This window comes from Qaidamihabitans albus (assembly GCF_016464705.1).
In the GTDB taxonomy this organism is placed as follows: domain Bacteria; phylum Actinomycetota; class Actinomycetes; order Mycobacteriales; family Pseudonocardiaceae; genus Qaidamihabitans; species Qaidamihabitans albus.
In genome coordinates, this window is sequence record NZ_JAEHOB010000005.1 from 242,273 (window position 1) to 257,134 (window position 14,862).

Annotated in this window: 14 protein-coding genes; 5 read left to right on the plus strand and 9 right to left on the minus strand. The window is 72.2% G+C overall.

The window, feature by feature from the left end; genetic code table 11:
- Positions 1–5: 5 nt before the first annotated feature.
- Complete coding sequence (locus JAP66_RS12595) at positions 6–731, minus strand: TetR/AcrR family transcriptional regulator (RefSeq protein WP_199431862.1); 726 nt, start codon at positions 729–731, stop codon at positions 6–8.
- 91 nt (positions 732–822) lie between these two features.
- Between JAP66_RS12595 and JAP66_RS12600 the strand changes: the two genes are divergently transcribed.
- Both JAP66_RS12600 and JAP66_RS12605 read left to right on the plus strand, forming a co-directional pair.
- Positions 823–1,824 (plus strand): ATP-binding cassette domain-containing protein, encoded by a 1,002-nt coding sequence (locus JAP66_RS12600; RefSeq protein WP_199431863.1) that lies wholly within the window; start codon positions 823–825, stop codon positions 1,822–1,824.
- A complete protein-coding gene (locus tag JAP66_RS12605) occupies positions 1,821–2,639 on the plus strand; it encodes an ABC transporter permease (protein ID WP_372448961.1) in 819 nt (272 codons plus the stop codon). Before JAP66_RS12600 ends, JAP66_RS12605 begins: the two co-directional genes overlap by 4 nt.
- Before the next feature lie 26 nt (positions 2,640–2,665).
- Here the strand turns inward: JAP66_RS12605 and JAP66_RS12610 are convergent, their stop codons facing one another.
- The 8 genes from JAP66_RS12610 to JAP66_RS12645 all read right to left on the minus strand — a co-directional run bounded on the left by JAP66_RS12610 (position 2,666) and on the right by JAP66_RS12645 (position 9,537).
- Positions 2,666–4,591: a peptidoglycan D,D-transpeptidase FtsI family protein gene (locus JAP66_RS12610; protein WP_199431864.1), complete on the minus strand. Its 1,926-nt coding sequence runs from the start codon at positions 4,589–4,591 to the stop codon at positions 2,666–2,668.
- Positions 4,591–5,223 (minus strand): cell division protein FtsL, encoded by a 633-nt coding sequence (gene ftsL / locus JAP66_RS12615; RefSeq protein ID WP_199431865.1) that lies wholly within the window; start codon positions 5,221–5,223, stop codon positions 4,591–4,593. The genes JAP66_RS12610 and ftsL overlap by 1 nt, the downstream gene beginning before the upstream one ends.
- Positions 5,223–6,179 carry a 16S rRNA (cytosine(1402)-N(4))-methyltransferase RsmH gene (gene rsmH, locus JAP66_RS12620; protein WP_199431866.1) on the minus strand — a complete coding sequence of 319 codons (957 nt, stop codon included), beginning with the start codon at positions 6,177–6,179 and terminating at the stop codon, positions 5,223–5,225. Before rsmH ends, ftsL begins: the two co-directional genes overlap by 1 nt.
- Before the next feature lie 225 nt (positions 6,180–6,404).
- Complete coding sequence (gene mraZ / locus JAP66_RS12625; RefSeq protein ID WP_199431867.1) at positions 6,405–6,836, minus strand: division/cell wall cluster transcriptional repressor MraZ; 432 nt, start codon at positions 6,834–6,836, stop codon at positions 6,405–6,407.
- Between the two features lie 352 nt (positions 6,837–7,188).
- The gene (locus JAP66_RS12630; protein WP_199431868.1) at positions 7,189–7,938 is read right to left on the minus strand and encodes an ESX secretion-associated protein EspG; all 750 of its coding nucleotides are present in this window, start codon (positions 7,936–7,938) and stop codon (positions 7,189–7,191) included.
- Positions 7,935–8,552, minus strand: coding sequence for a PE-PGRS family protein (locus JAP66_RS12635; RefSeq protein ID WP_199431869.1), 618 nt, complete (start codon positions 8,550–8,552; stop codon positions 7,935–7,937). Before JAP66_RS12635 ends, JAP66_RS12630 begins: the two co-directional genes overlap by 4 nt.
- Positions 8,553–8,587: 35 nt before the next feature.
- Complete coding sequence (locus JAP66_RS12640) at positions 8,588–9,172, minus strand: DUF3558 family protein (RefSeq protein ID WP_307849541.1); 585 nt, start codon at positions 9,170–9,172, stop codon at positions 8,588–8,590.
- 8 nt (positions 9,173–9,180) lie between these two features.
- Complete coding sequence (locus JAP66_RS12645; RefSeq protein WP_199431870.1) at positions 9,181–9,537, minus strand: hypothetical protein; 357 nt, start codon at positions 9,535–9,537, stop codon at positions 9,181–9,183.
- A 292-nt stretch (positions 9,538–9,829) separates the two neighbouring features.
- Here JAP66_RS12645 and JAP66_RS12650 point away from each other — a divergent pair, with 292 nt between their 5' ends.
- From JAP66_RS12650 to JAP66_RS12660, 3 genes are read left to right on the plus strand one after another with little or no spacing between them, the layout of a single operon-like run.
- A complete protein-coding gene (locus JAP66_RS12650) occupies positions 9,830–10,933 on the plus strand; it encodes an AAA family ATPase (RefSeq protein ID WP_372448962.1) in 1,104 nt (367 codons plus the stop codon).
- An 8-nt stretch (positions 10,934–10,941) separates the two neighbouring features.
- Positions 10,942–12,216, plus strand: coding sequence for a DUF58 domain-containing protein (locus tag JAP66_RS12655; RefSeq protein WP_199431871.1), 1,275 nt, complete (start codon positions 10,942–10,944; stop codon positions 12,214–12,216).
- Positions 12,213–14,702, plus strand: coding sequence for a transglutaminase TgpA family protein (locus JAP66_RS12660; RefSeq protein ID WP_372448963.1), 2,490 nt, complete (start codon positions 12,213–12,215; stop codon positions 14,700–14,702). Before JAP66_RS12655 ends, JAP66_RS12660 begins: the two co-directional genes overlap by 4 nt.
- Positions 14,703–14,862: the final 160 nt, after the last annotated feature.

Below are 14,862 nucleotides of genomic sequence, written 5' to 3' on the forward strand. Positions count from 1 at the left end.
CAGCGCTACCGGCCCGGGAGGGTGGCCTCGATACCGGCGATGATCCGGCCGAGGGTCCGCTCGAACCGCTCGTCCGGGTCGGCGTGCGGCGCCGCCGCCTCGCGAACGATCCGCGTCAGGTAGGGATAGTCACCGCTGTCCGCCAGCATCGCCACGTAGGGCCCCATGCGCCGCTGCCATTCCTCGACGTCACCGAAGCTCGCCCGGGTGGCCAGTTCGGTCTGCACGTGTCCGGTGACCCAGGTGTTGAGCAGTCCGACGATCTCGAACATGGCGTCGATGTCCAGGCCGAGTCCGTCCACGACGGCCATCGAACGCTCCAGCCCGGCGAGCATGTTCGGCCCCATCACGGGGCGGCCGGTCCAGATCTCGGTCAGCCAGGGGTGTGCCAGCAGGATCGCGCGCGCGCCGCGCGCGAGGTCCCGCAGATCCTCGCGCCAGTCCCCGGTCAGCTCGGGCCACTCCTGCCTGCCGAGCATCCGGTCGGCCATCAGCTCGTGCAGGCACTCCTTGTTCTCGACGTAGCGATAAAGGCTCATCGCGCCCGTGCCGAGCTCGGCGGCGACCTTGCGCATCGACACGGCCTCAAGACCGTGCTCATCGGCGATGCGGATGGCCGCGTCGGCGATCTGCTCCCTGCTGTAGGCGGGCGCGGGCCCGCGGCCGCGCTTCTCCGCGGGCAGCCACACCCGCACCCGTGCGGGCAGTGACGACTCGTCGGCGGGCCCCATCGATTTCACCTCGTAGCGAAAACTGGTTGCGTACATCGTACTCGGTTGCCTACCGTAGGCTGCGTACATCGTACTCACTTAGGGGGATCCCATGGCAGCACCACCGGGTGACGCCGTCGTCGTCGCCGAGGGCGTCCACAAGAGATTCGGCTCCACACCCGCGCTGGCGGGGCTGGACCTGACGGTGCCCGCGGGCATGGTCTACGGCCTGCTGGGGCCGAACGGCGCGGGCAAGAGCACCGCGGTACGCGTGTTCGCCACACTCACGAGGCCCGACGAAGGCACGGCGATCGTCGCCGGGCACGACGTCGTCCGCGAACCCGCGGCCGTGCGCCGGAAGATCGGCCTCGCCGGGCAGCACGCGGCGCTCGACGAGCAGCTCACCGGGCGCGAGAACCTGCGCGTCTTCGGCAGGCTGTTCCACCTCGGCACCGCGGCGGCTCGCAGGCGGGCCGACGAGCTGCTCGAGCGCTTCGACCTCGCCCACGCCGCCGACCGGCTGGTGAGGACCTACTCCGGCGGCCTGCGCCGCAGGCTGGACCTGATCTCCAGCCTGATCGTCTCCCCCGCCGTGCTCTTCCTCGACGAGCCCACCACCGGCCTCGATCCGCGCAGCCGCAACGAGATCTGGGACGCCATCCGCGGGCTGGTGGCCGACGGCACCACGGTGCTGCTCACCACCCAGTACCTCGACGAGGCCGATCAGCTCGCGCAGAACATCGCGGTGATCGACACGGGCAGGGTGATCGCCTCGGGCACGCCGGACGACCTCAAGGCCAGGATCGGCGGCCGGATCGACGTCGTGATCGCCGCGGGCTGCGACCTCTCCGGCGCGGCAGGCGCCCTCGCGCGCGTCGCCGACTCCGCCGTCCCGCCCGACATCGATCCCGACCGCAGGCTGCTCAGCGTGCCGGTCGGGGACGGCACCGTGGCGCTGCCCGACATCGTGCGCGGGCTCGACCAGGCCGGGGTCGAGGCCGTCGACGTCGGCATCCGGCGCCCGACACTCGACGAGGTCTTCCTGACCCTGACCGGCAAGCCCGCGGAGAACGCGCCGGACAGCGCACCGACCGTGGCGGAGGTGCTCCGGTGAGCGCGCCCGTGGTCCCGTACTCGCCGCTGCGGGCCGGTCTGTCCGACGGCGCCGCCGTGATGAGCCGCAACCTGCTCAAGCTCAAGCACCAGCCCGGCCAGATCGCCGCCACGTTCGCGTTCCCGCTGGTCTCCGTCGTGCTGTTCGGCTACGTGTTCGGCAGCGCCATCCCGATTCCCGGCGGCGGGAACTACCGCGAGTACCTGATGCCCGGCCTGTTCGTCATGGGCAGCGTGTTCGGCATCATGGGCTCGCTCACGGTCATCGCCAAGGACAACGGCCTCGGCGTCATGGACCGCTTCCGGTCGATGCCGATGGCGCGCTCCGCGGTGCCGTTCGGGCAGACGGCGGCGGATCTCGTCGTCGCGGCGGGCAGCCTGCTCGTGATGGCCGCCTGCGGCCTGCTCTTCGGCTGGCGCGCGCACAACGGCGTCGCCGCGACGCTCGGCGCGTTCGGGCTGCTGCTGTTGCTGCAGTACGCCGTGTCCTGGGTCGGTGTCTTCCTCGGGTCGATGGTGAAGAACGAGGAGACGGCCGCGCGACTCGGCCCGCTCGTCATGCCGGTCACGATGATCTCGAACGTCTTCGTGCCCACCGCCGGGATGCCCGACGTGCTGCGCACGATCGCGGACTGGAACCCGGTCAGCGCCGCGACGGTGGCCTGCCGTCAGCTGTTCGGCAACCCGGGCCTGCCCACGGGCGAGCTGGCATGGCCGCTGGCCAACCCGGTGCTCGCCACCGTGGGCTGGTCGGTGCTGCTGCTGGCGATCTTCATCCCGCTGTCGGTCCGCCGCTTCCGCACCGCCGGCCTGTGAACGCTGCCATGAGGCAGGGGCCGGGGTCACATGATGAGCGGGACCACCGGGGCCGGCTTGTCGGAGAGCGGGATCTGGTAGCGCTGCGCCAGGTAGGACGCGATGTCGTGGAACAGCGGCGCCGCCGAGCTTCCCTCCGGCAGCGTGGTGTCAGGCGCGTCCAGCCGGATACCGATGACGAACCGCGGGTTGTCGGCGGGGAGCATCCCCGCGAACGTGATGTTGTAGAGGTGGTCGCTGTAGCCGCCGGTGTTCGGATCGACCTGCTGCCCCGTGCCGGTCTTGCCGGAGATCTGGTAACCCTCCAGCGCGGCGGCCGGGCCGGTACCGCGATCGTGGCCGCCGCCGTCCTGGGTGACGGCGCGCAGCATGTTCTTCACCGTGTCGGCGGTCTCCGGGCTCACCACCTGTGTCTTGTCCGGTGCGGGTTCGGGGACCCGGGTCCCGTCCGGGGTGATCTTCGCCTTGACGATCCGCGGCTCCACCCGGAGCCCGTCGTTGGCGATCGCCTGGTACATCCCGGCCATCTGCACGACGGTCATCGACAGACCCTGTCCGATCGGCAGGTTGCCGAACGTGGTGCCCGACCAGTCCTCCCGCGGCGGCACGTACCCGCCGCTCTCACCAGGCAGGCCGAGGCCGGTCCGCTGGCCCAGCCCGAACCGCTCGAGCATCCGCATGTACCGGTCCGGGCCGAGTTTCTGCGCGAGCATCAGCGTGCCCACGTTGGACGACTTCGCGAAGATGCCCGTCGCGGTGAACGGCTGGGTGGGGTGCACCCACGCGTCGTGCACCGTGTGGTCGGCGATCTCGATCGAGTCCGGGACCTTCAGTACCGAGTCCGGCTTCACGATGCCCGCGTCGATCGCCGCGGTGGCGGTGACGATCTTGTTGACCGACCCCGGTTCGAACGGGTTGCTCACCGCCACGTTGTTCATCAGCTCGGGCCGCAGCGTGCTCCGGTCGTTCGGGTTGAACGTCTTGTCGTTGGCCAGCGCGTACACCTCGCCGGTCTGCGAGTCCAGGACGACCGCGCTGCCCCCGTCGGCGTTCGACTTCGCGACGTAGTCGGCGAGCTTGTTCTGCAGCACGTACTGGGCGTCCGAGTCGATCGTCAGTTCCAGGTCGGAGCCAGGTACGGCCGGCCGCAGGTCACGCTCCGTCCCGGGGATCACCACGTTGTCGTTGCCCTGCGCGGTGTCCACGATCTGCCTGCCGGGCTGGCCGGCCAGGTCGTCGTCCCGCATGCTCTCCAGACCGGCAAGGCCGTGGATGTTGTGCTTGGAGACGTCCGGGTCCTCCATCCGCCAGTTCGCGTACCCGACGACGTTCGACGCGAGCTCGCCGCCCGGGTACTCGCGCACCGCGCGCTTCTCGTACCCGATCTCCGGGTACTGCTCCTTGATCCGGTCGGCGACGGAGGGCTCCACCTCGTCGACCAGGTAGGTGAAGCTCGCGTCCTTGTGGAAGAGCTCCAGCAGCTCTTCCTCGCTGGTCTTGCCGGGCACCTGGCGGGCGATGAACTCCGCGATCTCCTCGACGTGCCGGTCGTAGTTCTGACCCGACCGGGGATGCTCACGGGCGTGCTCGGCCCAGGTCTTGCGCATCAGCCGAAGGTTCGCCCACAGCGTGCGGGTCTCGACGCTGAACGCGAGCTTCGCGCCGTCGCGGTCGAGGATGGACCCACGCTGGGCCGGGATGTCGATGGTGGTCGTGCGCTGTCGCTCCGCCTTGGCCGAGAGCGCCTCGGCCTCGAACCCCTGGATGTGCACGAGCTTCAGCCCGGTGGCACACAACAGCACCACCAGTGCGATCCGGCCGGCCGTGAACCGGCCGCGATGGCCCCGGTCGGCCGCCGTCACCCCCCCTCGGCGGGCCCGGGCCGAGTAGGTGCGGCGGCGGGTGCCGCCGCCGGCCCGGTTTCCGCCGCGGGACCGTGCGTTTCGTGCCATTACTCCCCTCCGGGTTGTTCCCCAGTGGTTCCCTCTTGCCGGTCCTCGTCCGGTTGCTCCGGCTCGGGTGCGGGCGGCGGTGCGGGCGCGGTGGCCTGCTCCGGCTCGCCGACCACCCTGATCGAGCCGTCCTCCTGTACGACGATCCGGGCCGGGTTGCCGCCGGGCACCATGCCGAGCGCCTTGGCCCGGTCGGCGAGCGAGGACGGCGACTCCTGGGTGGTGACCTGGCGCTGCAACCGCTCGGCCTGCTCGGCGAGGCCGGCGTTGGTCTGCCGCAGCTGTTCGAGCCGGTACGAGTCGGCGATCGCCTGCGTGGACAGCCACAGCGTCGCGGCCACCCCCACGGCCAGCAGCGCCATCTGGACCAGCACGAACGAGGCACGCGAGCGCGGCCAGCCCAGCGCCAGCCTGCGTCGCCTGCCCTCGGCCGCGGCCGGGGCACGGCGCAGGGAATCCACCCGCTGCGCCCGCCGCGCATAGGCGCGTTCGGCTGCGGTGCTGCGGTTCCGGGAACGGGTGCGGCTCGGTGTCCGGGTGGGCTCCGGAGCCTCCTTGACCCCGGTCGACGCCCGCGCCCGCTGCCGGGTGCGGGTGGCAGGCTGGTTACGTGTGCGAGCTGGCGCGGTCATCAGGCTGCCGCTCCCCTCTTCTCAGCGGCGCGCAGCCGCACCGATGCCGCGCGCGGGTTGTGCTCGACCTCCGCGGCGTCCGCCTTCTCGGCCCCCCGGGTCAGCAGGCTCAGTTCCGGGCCGTGTCCCGGCAGCTCCACCGGCAGCCCTTCCGGCGTCCGCGACTTCGAGCGCCGCACCAGTTCCTGCTTCACGATGCGGTCCTCGAGCGAGTGGTAGGACTCCACGACGATGCGGCCGCCGGTCGCCAGCAGGTCCAGCGCCGCGGGCAGCGCGGCCCGCAGCGTCTCCAGCTCCCCGTTGACCTCGATCCGCAGGGCCTGGAACGTCCGCTTCGCCGGGTGCCCGCCGGTACGCCTGCTGGGCGCGGGCACCGTGTCGTAGAGCAGCCGCACGAGCCGCTCGCTGCGATCGAACGGCTCGCGCACCCGCTCGGCCACGACCGCCTTGGCGATCCGGTACGCGAACCGCTCCTCGCCGTACTCGCGCAGCACGCGCGCGAGGTCCTCCACCGGGTAGGTGTTGAGCACATCGGCGGCGGTGGGCCCGGTGGTCCGGTCCATCCGCATGTCCAGCGGCGCGTCCCGCGCGTAGGCGAAACCGCGCTCGGCGAGGTCGAGCTGCATCGACGAGACCCCGAGATCCATCAGCACACCGTCCACACGGGACAGGCCGAAGCCGGCGAGCACGTCCGGCATCCGGTCGTACACGGCATGGACGAGCTGGACCCGGTCGCCGTGCCGGGCGAGCCGTTCGCGGGAGCGCTCGAGTGCCACGGGATCGCGGTCGAGCGCGATGACGCGCAGTTCCGGATGCTCGGCCAGCAGCGCGTCGGCGTGGCCACCCAGGCCGACGGTCGCGTCGACCAGCACGGCCTCCGGCCGGGCGAGTGCGGGAGCGAACAGGGCGAGTACGCGATCCAGCAGGACGGGCAGATGTGCGGCGTTGTCCGTCACGGCCGTCCCCCTTTCGCCTCACCTGCCCCGAATCTGGGAAACGGATGCCGTCAGGTCTCCGCCCGCCCGCTGCGAACCTGGTGCCGGGGAAGGTGCACCAGGGCCACTGAGCGGACAGAGGCCTCACGACATCCGCGTCGAACGTCTCCGTTCCCTCGCCGGCGGGTGGACCCACGCCCCCCGACGGCGTGGGTGCCGCCTGCCGGCCTGCCACGCGCACTGCTGTCAGAACACGCCCGGCAGAATCTCCTCCTGAGCCTTCGCGTAGCTGTCCTCGTGTTCCTCCAGGTAGCCCTGCCACGCCTGGGCATCCCAGATCTCGAGCCTGGTGATCGCGCCGATCACCACACATTCCTTGTTGAGCCCGGCATAGCGCCGCAACTCGGACGCGATCGCGATGCGTCCCTGGCCGTCCGGGCGCTGCTCGTCGGTTCCGGCGAACAGATACCGCTGGTACGCACGTACCGACTCGTTGGTGAACGGCGCGTCGGCGACCTTGCGGGCCAGTTGCTCGAACTCGGCACGCGGGAAGACGTAAAGGCAGTGATCCTGTCCTTTGGTGACCATCAGCCCACCTGCCAGCGCATCCCGGAACTTCGCAGGCAGCGTGAGCCGCCCCTTGTCATCCAGCCTGGGAGTGTGGGTGCCGAGGAACATCGGCTTCCACCTCCCCTACCGATCCGCGCCTGGTCCACTGACTGCGAACCATCCGCGATCGGCCACGAGGCTTCCCTTCCGCCCCACTGGTCACCACCGTACCCCACTTTTCACCACAGTCAACGCTGAAACAGCCCGATCGTGCGCATGGTCTTTATGTTTACGCAGGTCAGCAGGCTGGGGCCGTGGTGGGTGGTGGTGGGGGGCCATCGCCGCCGCGGGGGACGGCAGGGGGTCAGCAGGGGCGATCGAGGACGTGCCGGACCGGCCGGAGGGCTGCCGCGGGGCTGCCGCGGGGCCGCCGCGGAGCGCGGGTGGTGGGAAGTGGGGGAAGGCGGCCGGGGATCGCCGTTCAGTCGCGCAGGATGTCGGCGAGCCTGGCGACCAGGCGGTCGCTGTCCACCGGCGCCACGCTCAGCCAGTCCTCGTCACCCCGGCCGGGTGCGACGGTACCGAGATAGGCGCCGACGTCGGTGCCGAACCAGCTCAGCCCGCCCAGCCGGTGCAGCTTGCCGTCCCGCCGGACCCGCACCGAGAACTGGCCGGCGCCGAGCACCGGCCTGGCCTGGATGGCGAGCACCTCGCGGATCTGCCGCTCGAACGGACCCGAACCGCCACCGCCACTACCGAAGACGGGGTCCTCGACGGCGTCGCCGAGCGCGGAGACCGGCAGGCTGACGCCGTAGCCCGGCCCCGGTTCGAGGTCCGGCAGGACGCTGACCGCGGCGACGAACACCTCGGAATCGCGGATCGGGGTGAGCCCGATCGTCTGCCGGGGCTGCACGGCGAGAACACCCTCACCCTCGCCGCGGCCCGCGGCGAGGGCCCGCAGCGGCTCGGCCTCGGCCATGTCCACCAGCGCCTCGCACTCGACGACGACGGAGGCGGTGGCGAGTACGTCGAGGCGGTCCCGCAGTGCCGGATCCGGCTCGCCTCCCGCCGCGAGTCCACGCTCGGCGAGGTTGGCGTACACGCTGTCGCGGATCTCCGCCCGCTCCTCGGCGGTCCGGCCGACACTGCGCACCTGCAGCGGCGGCGGGACCCGCGCGTGCCCGAGGTCGCTCCACAGGATGTCGAACGCCGACGCGGAGACCCGGATCACCGCGCGACCGGTCCCCCGTGGCCGGTCCCGGACGAGCCGGGCGAACCAGGCGAACCCGAGGTGAGCTCGGGCGGCGCCGGGAACGATGTGGCCGGCGCGGCGGCGCGCAGGGCCTCGTCCCTGGCGTACATGACGTCGACCGCCTGCTGGCGCGCGGCCTCGGCCTCCGCCCGGCGTGCGGCGAGCGCGTCGGCGAGCCCGGCGAGCAGCCTGATGTCACCACCCGCCGCCGCGTCACGGATCATTCCCGCCGGGTCGTACGGCACCGGTTCGGGCATCTCCGCCTTCGCCTTGGCGGCGATCGCCGCCTGCTGGCCGACCGCGTCACCGAGCAGGTCCGACAGCTCCGCCGACCGGTCCGACCAGCCCGCCGCCCTGCCGAGCACCGCGCGCAGCGCGTCCCCGCCCGCGCCCTGCCACTGTTCCTCGCTACCGGCGACCATCCCGGTGAGCGCCTCGCCCGCCTCCCGCAGCCGCACCGCGAGATCCGCCCACGCTCGGCCGATCTCGCCGGCGGCGGTGGGGTCGTTGCCCGACTCGACCTCGGCCTTGAGCTCCTCGTGACGGTACGACTCGTACCGCCGGGTCGCCTCCGGCACCGCTCGTTCGCTCATCTCGGCTCCCGATGTCCCAGCATGGTCGTGCATGTTCAGGGCAGGTCCGGCTCGACCAGTTCGGCCACCGCGCCGGCCCGCTCGCAGGCCAGCGCGGTGCCGCTGAAGTTCGTGTTGCTCACGTCGATGTGCACGCTGGCGGAGTCCCCCGCCGCGAGCAGCACCGCGCACGTGCCGTCATCGGCGCCCTCGTCGGCGACCCGCAGCGCCTGGCGGTCGCCGTAGCGCACCGGGGTGGCCCTGCCGGGCTTCTCATGCAGGTCCGCCAGACCCGACCGTTCGTCGACGGTGATCGTGATGCCGAACGAGCCGGGCTCGGTGTAGTCGCACGCCGCGGCGTCGCCGACCGTCTTCGGCTCGCCGGGCACGGTCAGCCCCGCGCTGGAGCGCTCTGCCGGGGAGAGCAGCTCGCACGGTGCAGGCAGCGCACCCGCCTCGGCTCCCTCGACCCCGTCGGCACCGTCCGCACCTTCCGCACTGCCCGCCGTGGTGGCTGCGGACGCGGTGGCGCGTGTGGCCTGCTCGGCCTGTGGCCGGGCACCGCAGGCCGAACAGGTCACCGTCAGTGGCAGCACGGCAACGCCCACCACGATCAGCAGTGTCCGGACTCCGCGGCGCACGGGCACACCTAGCCGCCCGTGCAGTCGACGCCGAGGCCGTCCCCGGCTTCGGCATCGGTGTCCCGGTACTGCCGCAGGGCCGCGTCGATCTGACCCTTCAGCCGTTCCAGCTCCTGTCCGAACGCGACCAGCGAGTCGGCCGCCGAACCGGAACCGTCGAGGCCGTACTCGGCCATGAAGTCGCCGACCTCGCCGGCGTATCCGCCGCCGAGCGGGACGGACCGGCCGAGAACGTTCGCCTGCCGCACCAGCTGGCCCACGACGTCCTGCAGGTCGCTGAGCCGCCGGAAGGCGTCAGCGGCCAGCTCCGGTGAGACGGCGAAGCCGCCCGCCCCGGCTGGGGTTCGCATCTCCACGTCGGTCATCGTCCGCGCCGCGCCTCTCCCTGCCGCTCATGCCGCTCCGTAGCCGTTCGGATCCGCTTCGCAGCATAGGACAGTACCCTCGGTCACGGGGAGACCCCCAGCTCACCGGCCGTTCACCCGCCCGAATGGCCTAGCCCCAACGGTTGCGGAGCGTGATCATGGGGTTCTCTTACCGGGTTCGCCCGGGTTTGACACACTTCGTGGCAGGCTGGACCGCGCAAGGGCAGCCCGTTTCCCACGAACGTCACCACACGTTCGTGGCATCTGCGAGGGCTTTGGCACAGGAGGTCGTGTGACGTCGAGGACACAGGCGGAGGGGGTGGGCGCCCGCCACGGAGCCGGAGGCGGCGCCGCCGCGGCCGGCGAGCAGGCCACCGCGCAGGTGCCCTACCCGCCCGCCGCCGGTACCCGTAACGGGCAGGCCCCCGCGGCCACGCTCGACGAGCTGCACGACACCGCCGGGCGCATCGCCGCCAACGTGGAGCGCGTGCTCGTCGGCAAGCCCGACGTCGTGCGGATCGCGCTGGTGACGCTGCTCGCGGAGGGGCATCTCCTCGTCGAGGACGTGCCCGGTGTCGGCAAGACCTCGCTGGCGAAGGCACTCGCCCGCTCGATCGACTGCACGGTCAGCCGTGTCCAGTTCACCCCTGACCTGCTGCCCAGCGACGTCACCGGTGTCTCGATCTACAACCGGCAGACCAGCGACTTCGAGTTCCGCCCCGGCCCCGTTTTCGCGAACATCGTCGTCGGTGACGAGATCAACCGGGCATCGCCGAAGACCCAGTCCGCGCTCCTGGAGTGCATGGAGGAGCACCAGGTCACGGTGGACACCACCACCTACCACCTCGACGAGCCGTTCATGGTGATCGCCACCCAGAACCCGATCGAGATGGAGGGGACCTACGCGCTGCCCGAGGCACAGCGCGACCGGTTCACCGCCCGGGTCTCGATCGGCTACCCCGACCAGCAGGCCGAGCTCGCGATGGTCGATGAGCACGCCGGTCACAACCCGCTCGCCGAACTCGAACCGGTGTCCGACGCCGCGACCGTGCGGCGGCTCGTCGAGGCCGTGCGCGCCATGCACATCGCACCGGAGATACGCCAGTACGCGGTCGAGCTGGTGTCGGCCACCCGCCAGATCCCGGAGCTGCGGCTCGGCGCCTCGCCGCGCGCGACGCTGCAGCTCGTCCGTGCGGCCAGGGCGCAGGCGGCGCTGTCCGGGCGCGAGTTCGTCGTGCCGGACGATCTCCATGCCGTCGCCGTGCCGGTGCTCGCGCACCGGCTCGTGCTCACCACGGAGGCGCACGCCGCACGCCGCTCGGCGACCGACGTCATCCGCGGGATCCTGCACCGGGTACCCGTTCCGCACGGCGGCCACGGGCAGAACCACCGGTAGCGACCGACATGCTGCGCTCTCTGTCCGGCCTCACCACTCGCGGCCGCTGCCTGCTCGCCGCGGGGGTCGCCGCCGCGGTGTGCGCCGCCGTGCTCAACGAGCGGGACCTGCTCCGGGTCGCGGTGTTCGTGGTGGCACTGCCGCTGTTCGTCGCGCTACTGGCGTCCGCGTCCAAGGTACGGATCGGGGCGTCCCGCAAGCTACTGCCCGACCGGGTCCACGTCGGCGGCCAGGGAGAGGTCCAGCTCGATCTGTGGCGTACGGGGAAGCTCCCCGCGGGCGAGGTGCTGCTGGAGGACGGCGTGCCCTACGCGCTGGGGTCCCGCCCGCGGTTCGTGGTCGAGCGGCTCCCCCAGCACCGGTCCGTGGCACTGCGCTACCCGGTGCAGCCCGTGCTGCGCGGCATCCAGCAGGTCGGCCCGCTGCGCGCCACCATCACCGACCCGTTCGGCCTTTGCGAGTTCGAGCGCGAGCTCATCAGCCACTCCCGGCTGGTCGTGGTGCCCAGGATCGTCGGCCTGTGGGGACTTCCGGCCGGCGCCGGCCTCGGTGCGGGCGACGACGGCAACGTCCGGCTCCACGCCGGTCAGGGTGAGACCGATGTCGTCGTCCGGCAGTACCGGCACGGCGACGACATGCGCAAGGTGCACTGGCGCTCGACCGCGCGGCGCGACGAGATCATGGTCCGCGTCGACGAGCGGCCGTGGCGCGGCGGCACCACCGTCCTGCTCGACCACCGCGCGGCGGCACACCACGGCACCGGCCCGGCCGCGAGCCTCGAATGGGCCGTGGAGTTCGCCGCCAGCGTGTGCCTGCACCTGCGCCGGGCCGGCCACCGTGTGCGCCTGGTCAGCGAGCACAGCCGCGTCCTGGCCGACACGCCCGGCGGTGGCGGCCAGCAGTACGACAACATCGTGCTCGACGCGCTGGCGGCGCTGCAGCCCGCGCACGAGCGCGACATCACCACCGGCTACGACCCCGCTCAGGGCCAGGAGCTCATCGCCGTGCTCGGCACCGTCAGCAACGAGTCCGTCGACCAGCTGTCCAGGTACCGGCCGCGCGGGGTGCGCAGCCTCGCGGTGCTGCTGGACACCCCCTCCTGGTCCGGCGGGATGAGCGCGCCCGAGCACCGTGCCGCGGCCACCGAGGAGTCGGCGGCGCTGCTGCGCGCCGCGGGCTGGGGCGTCGTGGTCGCCGGTCCCGACAGCCTGATGCCGCAGGTGTGGGCCGAGCTCTGCCAGAGCGCGGTGCCCCGGTCGTCGCTGATCGGCGGGCCCGCGTGACGACGACGTCCCCACCGCGCCCGGAGGCGCCCGCCCCGCAGCAGCCGGCCGGGCCCGCGGCCTGGAGCGGCTCGATCGCCGCACCCGCGATGGCGGGGCTGGCGACCGTCTGCGCGTCGACCTCGCTGACCGGCGTGGTCAGCGGCGGCGCCTGGCTGGGCTACATCATCGTCGCCACCGTCCTCGTCACGTGCACGGGGCTCGCGCTGCGCTCGTTGCGCGTGCCCACCGCCCTCGTCGGGCTCGCGCAACTGTTCGTGCTGACCTGCCTGGTGATCGGGGTCTTCACGCGCAGCGGCATCCTGGCGATCTTTCCCGGTCCCGCGGCGCTGGCCGAGCTCAACGATGTGCTGACGGCCTCGTTCGAGCAGATCAGAACCGGCCTGCCGCCGGTGGAGGCGTCCGCGCCGATCCTGTGCCTGGTGACGATCGCGATCGGGCTCGTCGCGATACTGGTCGACACACTCGCCGTCGCCGCGGCCGCCCCGGCGGCGACCGGGCTCATCCTGCTCTGCGTCTACGCGGTGCCCTCCGCGCTGGCCGGTGACCTGCTGCCGTGGTGGACCTTCGCCGCCGGAGCGGGCTCGTTCGCCGGGCTGCTCGCGGTCGACGGCAGCCACCGGCACCGGCGCTGGCGCAACCGGACGGCACCGGGGCTCGGCGCGTCGCCGGGAAGCACGTCGGCGCCGGTGGCCGTGGTCACCGCGGCGCTCGCGGTGGGTCTCGTCGCCGGATCGACGGTCACCGCGATCGGCACCGAGGGCAGCCTGCCCGGCGCGGTCTCCGGTGGCCAGAACGCGGCGGGCGGTCTCGGCGTCAACCCGTTCACGTCGCTGCGGGGAATGCTCGACCAGGGCAACGACGTCGAGCTGTTCCGGGTCCGCGGGCTGGGCAACGACCGCAGGCTGCTGCGTGCCTTCACCCTGGACACCTACCGGGCCAACCAGGGCTGGGGGCTGCCGGACGGCCCGATGCCGGCAGGCGTGCCCGCGAGCGGCCCGCTGCCGCCCGCTCCGGGCGACGACGGCACCGGGGAGAGCCGTGAGATCCGGATCGAGCCGGTCAACTGGGTCGACCTGTGGCTGCCCGTGTACGGCTCGCCCCGCGAGCTGCGGGGCGTCCCCCAGGACTGGTACTACGACCGCACGAGCGGATCGGTTTTCCGCGAGCGCCGTCAGCGGCCCGCGCCCTACGTCGAGGTCGCGTCGCTGGAGGAGCCGACGAAGGCCGAGCTGCGCGCGGCGACCGCGCGGTCCGGGGAGATACCACCGGCCTACACCGCCGTCGACGACGTGGACCCGCGGGTGGTGGAGCTGACCAGGCAGCTCACCGCCAACGCCACGAACGACTTCGACCGGGTCGAGGCGATCTGGCGCTACTTCAGCGCGCAGAACGGCTTCATCTACGACACCGAGACGGCACCCGCGTCCGATTCCGACGCGCTCGCCGACTTCCTTCTCAACGGCAAGCGCGGGTTCTGCGAGCAGTTCGCCTCCTCGATGGCCGTCATGCTGCGCACGCTCGGTATCCCGTCCCGGGTGGCCGTCGGGTTCACCACCGGCTACTCGACAGGCGACTACCGCGCGATCACCTCCCAGGACGCGCATGCCTGGGTCGAGGTCTACTTCGGCGAAGAGGGCTGGGTCAGCTTCGACCCGACGCCGCTGTCCGACGGCCGCGGCTTCGTCCCGCCGTATCTGCGACCGGACGACGTGCCCGGTGACCAGGCGCCCTCCGCCGACGACGAGGTGCCGAACGCGTCTTCGGCACCGGAGACACCCACGAGCGAGTCGGCGGCCGCGCAGGCACCGGAAACCGGCGGCCAGGGTGGCCGGGGCGTGTTCTCCGAGCAGGCGCCCGCGTGGTCGGGCTGGGGCGCGCTCCTCTCACTGCTGGCAGCGCTCGTGCTGACCGGGGGCGCCGCCGTGCTCGGCCGCCGGATGTCGACGGCGAGGCACCGTTCCACCGGTCCCCCGGTGCCCGGCTGGCTGGTGCCGACCGCCGCGGCGCTGTGGCTGATGGCGCTCGTCCTGCTGAGCTGGCAGCTGCACTGGGCGTTCGCGCTCGGGCTACTGGTGGTCGCGGGCGTGCTGCTGGTGCCTTCGGCGACCCGGGAGATCGCGCGCCTGCGCAGGCTGCGAGCGATCGACGCCGGGGAGCCGACTGCGGCCGACGCCGCATGGGCGGAACTGCTCGACGAGTGCGCGGATCGCGGGGTGCCCATCCCGAAGAGCGACACGGTGCGGACGGCGGCGCAGAAGGTCGCGCAGCGGCACCATCTCGACGAGCCGGGGAAGAACGACCTGCGCACGGTGGTGACCGGCGTGGAGCGCTCCTGGTACGGCAACCAGGGCACCGGCGACCCCGGGTTCGCGAAGGCGTTCCAGGGCCTGCGGGAGAGCTTGCGCCGCAACGCGCCGGTGTCCCTGCGGGGCCGGCTGCTGCCCCGCTCGCTGCTCGGCCGCTACCGCCGCCGCCCGCTGTAGAACCGGCCGGACCGAACCGGCCCCAGTGCGCACCATTTCAGCTGGTCACCTCTCGTGAGTGCCTAACAGTGTTCTAACTCGTGTGCGCACTCACGAGAGGTGACCAGGCACAACACCGCACCTGCATGGGATCAAGAACAGGCGCTGTAAGAACCGACCC